This window comes from Streptomyces kurssanovii (assembly GCF_040677245.1).
Taxonomy (GTDB): Bacteria; Actinomycetota; Actinomycetes; order Streptomycetales; family Streptomycetaceae; genus Streptomyces; species Streptomyces kurssanovii.
On the sequence record NZ_JBFAQK010000121.1, the window covers coordinates 1 to 2,787 of the forward strand.

Annotated in this window: 3 protein-coding genes; all 3 read left to right on the top strand. The window is 72.8% G+C overall.

Annotated elements, in window-relative coordinates; genetic code table 11:
- Nucleotides 1-837 (top strand): glucose-6-phosphate dehydrogenase (locus AB0K36_RS34595; RefSeq protein WP_364601799.1); only part of this gene is annotated, 837 nt, incomplete at its 5' end.
- The gene (gene opcA, locus AB0K36_RS34600; protein ID WP_364601801.1) at nt 834-1,859 is read left to right on the top strand and encodes a glucose-6-phosphate dehydrogenase assembly protein OpcA; all 1,026 of its coding nucleotides are present in this window, start codon (nt 834-836) and stop codon (nt 1,857-1,859) included. The genes AB0K36_RS34595 and opcA, both read left to right, overlap by 4 nt.
- Entirely contained in the window at nt 1,856-2,641 is a 786-nt protein-coding gene (gene pgl / locus AB0K36_RS34605) for a 6-phosphogluconolactonase (protein WP_364601804.1), read from the top strand. Before opcA ends, pgl begins: the two co-directional genes overlap by 4 nt.
- Nucleotides 2,642-2,787 lie beyond the last annotated feature (146 nt).

Here is a 2,787-nt window from a genome sequence, read left to right on the forward strand (position 1 = left end):
CATGTGCAGATCACGATGGCCGAGGACATCGGCATCGGCGGCCGGGCCGGCTACTACGACGGCATCGGCGCCGCCCGTGACGTGATCCAGAACCACCTCCTCCAGCTGCTGGCGCTGACCGCGATGGAGGAGCCCGCCTCCTTCGACGCGGACGCCCTCGCGGCCGAGAAGACCAAGGTCCTCGGCGCGGTGAAGCTTCCCAAGGACCTGGCGAAGAACACGGTCCGCGCGCAGTACACCGCGGGCTGGCAGGGCGGCGAGAAGGCCGTCGGCTATCTCCAGGAAGACGGTATCGACCCGAGGTCGAAGACCGACACGTACGCCGCGATCAAGCTGGAGATCGACAACCGCAGGTGGGCGGGCGTCCCCTTCTACCTGCGCACCGGCAAGCGGCTCGGCCGGCGCGTCACCGAGATCGCGGTCGTCTTCCAGCGCGCGCCGCACTCCCCGTTCGACTCCACGGCGACCGAGGAGCTCGGACACAACGCCCTGGTCATCCGCGTCCAGCCGGACGAGGGCGTGACCATGCGGTTCGGCTCCAAGGTGCCGGGAACCTCGATGGAGGTCCGGGACGTCTCGATGGACTTCGCGTACGGCGAGTCGTTCACCGAGTCCAGCCCCGAGGCCTACGAGCGCCTCATCCTCGACGTGCTGCTCGGCGACTCCAACCTCTTCCCGCGGGTGGAGGAGGTCGAGCTGTCCTGGAAGATCCTCGACCCGATCGAGCAGTTCTGGGACGCGAACGGCAAGCCGGCCCGGTACACGGCCGGCACGTGGGGGCCGGACGAGGCGGACGAAATGCTCGCACGAGACGGACGGAGCTGGCGTCGGCCATGAAGATCGACCTTACGGACACCACGGCCAGCAAGATCAACAAGGCGCTGGTGCAGGGCCGCCGGGCGATCGGCACCCCGGCCGTCGGCATGGTCCTCACCCTGGTCATCGTGACCGATGAGGAGAACGCCTACGACGCGCTGAAGGCCGCCAACGAGGCGTCCCGCGAGCACCCTTCGCGCACCCTCGTGGTCATCAAGCGGGTCTCACGCTCCCCGCGTGACCGCGCGAAGGCCAGGCTCGACGCCGAGGTGCGGGTGGGCGCGGACGCGGGCACCGGCGAGACGGTCGTGCTGCGCCTGTACGGCGAGGTCGTCGACCACGCCCAGTCGGTGGTGCTGCCCCTGCTGCTGCCGGACGCCCCCGTGGTGGTCTGGTGGCCGGTCAACGCGCCGACCGACCCGGCCAACGACCCGCTGGGATCGCTCGCCCAGCGCCGGGTGACCGACACCTACGCCGCCGAGCAGCCGGTGCGTGAGCTCGCGGCCCGCGCCGAGGCCTACACCCCCGGCGACACCGACCTGTCCTGGACCAGGATCACGCCGTGGCGCTCGATGCTCGCGGCGGCGCTGGACCAGGTCACCTGCAAGGTCACCTCCGTCGAGGTGGAGGGCGAGGAGTTCAACCCGAGCTGCGAGCTGCTCGCGATGTGGCTCGCGGACCGGCTGCACGTGCCGGTGAAGCGGTCCTCGTCGGCCGGGCCCGGCCTCACCTCCGTGCGGCTGGAGTCCGACTGCGGACCGATCGTGCTGGACCGGCCCGACGGATCGCTCGCCACGCTGTCCATCGAGGGGCAGCCGGACCGTGCGGTCGCGCTCAAGCGGCGCGAGACGGCCGAGCTGATCGCGGAGGAACTGCGCCGGCTCGACCCGGACGACACCTACTCGTCGGCGCTGCGGTACGGGGTGGAGCGCCTCGGCGGGGGCACGCCGGCCGCGGCGGAGTCCGCCGGCCCTGCGGCCGGGAAGAAGGCCGCGCCGGCGGCCAAGAAGGCCACCCCCGCGAAGAAGGCGGCAGCCCAGTGACCGCCGCTCCGCAGCTCGTCGTCCACCGCGACAAGGAGCTGATGGCACAGGCGGCCGCGGCCCGGCTGATCACGAAGATCGTGGACGCACAGGCCGCGCGCGGCTCGGCCTCCGTGGTCCTCACCGGCGGCCGCAACGGCAACGGGCTGCTGGCCGCGCTCAGTTCGTCGCCGGCCAGGGACGCGATCGACTGGTCGCGGCTCGATCTGTGGTGGGGCGACGAGCGGTTCCTGCCCGCGAGCGACCCGGAGCGCAATGTCACGCAGGCGCGTGAGGCGCTGCTCGACGCCGTACCGCTGGACCCGTCGCGGGTGCACGCCATGCCCGCGTCGGACGGTCCGTACGGCTCCGACGTGGAGGCGGCGGCCGCCGCCTACGCGGCGGAACTGGCCGCGGCGGCGCGCCCCGAGGACCACGGTCCGGTACCGACGTTCGACGTGCTGATGCTGGGCGTCGGGCCCGACACGCATGTGGCGTCCCTGTTCCCCGAACTCCCGGCGGTCCGCGAGACGGAACGCACGGTCGTCGGGGTCCACGGCGCGCCCAAGCCGCCGCCGACCCGCATCTCGCTCACGCTGCCGGCGATCCGCGCGGCACGTGAGGTGTGGCTGCTCGCGGCGGGCGAGGACAAGGCGAAGGCGGCGGAGATCGCGCTGTCGGGAGCGGGCGAGATCCAGGCGCCGGCGGCGGGAGCGTACGGGCGGGCGCGGACGCTGTGGCTGCTGGACGCGGCGGCGGCGTCCGAACTGCCGCGCGAGCTGTACCGCCCGGCTTCGGCGTAACGCCTGCGGCGGGCTGCTTCCCCACCCCGCCCCTTCCCGAACCGGGCTCCGCCCGGACCCGTACCGCGCTTCGCGCGGTGCCCTCAATCTCCCCCTACGGCCTGGCGGCCGTGGGAGGTGCCCCCAGGCGGGCTGGATTTCCAGCC

Coding starts and splice junctions, on each gene's coding strand:
- opcA (WP_364601801.1), top strand. CDS start 834: ATGAAGATCGACCTTACGGACACCACGGCCAGCAAGATCAACAAGGCG.